This is a genomic window from Colwellia sp. MB3u-55 (assembly GCF_014076785.1).
In the GTDB taxonomy this organism is placed as follows: Bacteria; Pseudomonadota; Gammaproteobacteria; order Enterobacterales; family Alteromonadaceae; genus Colwellia_A.
In genome coordinates, this window is record NZ_JACGUS010000084.1 from 1 (window position 1) to 436 (window position 436).

Consider the following 436-nt stretch of genomic DNA (forward strand, 5'->3'; position numbering starts at 1 on the left):
CATACCTGGATTCAAAACCATTTTATTTATGGGGGCTATCTGGAGAACATCGTGTTGATGTTCTGAAAGTTTGTAACAAAAATGAACCATTGCAAATGCAATCACAACAAACATTTTCTGATGGTCTTTTAGCATTAATTACACTAGGTATTTATGCACCTCATACAGTAAAAATTTGGTGTCCTAAGGAAGAATCATAATGAAAAATATACTATTAGGCGTTTTATGGCTTACTTTTTTTTCCGGTTGCTCAACAATCCATTTTGATAAAGGCGATCAAGTTAAATCTAATCAAACCACTCAATTATGGCATCATAACTTCGCCCTTTCTTTATATGAGGGCTCGCCAGTTGTAGACCTCCAAAAAGAATGTGCTAACACGCCTTGGGCATCAGTAAAAACCGAATTAACTTTTATAAACGGTTTGGCTAGTGGT

General features: G+C 35.6%; 2 protein-coding genes. Both read left to right on the forward strand.

Annotated elements, in window-relative coordinates:
• A partial coding sequence (locus H4J66_RS05125; protein ID WP_182171404.1) for a Bor family protein occupies window positions 1-200 on the forward strand: 200 nt, incomplete at its 5' end.
• Window positions 200-436, forward strand: a 237-nt coding sequence (locus tag H4J66_RS05130) for a Bor/Iss family lipoprotein (RefSeq protein WP_182171407.1), incomplete at its 3' end; no start/stop codon positions are given. The genes H4J66_RS05125 and H4J66_RS05130, both read left to right, overlap by 1 nt.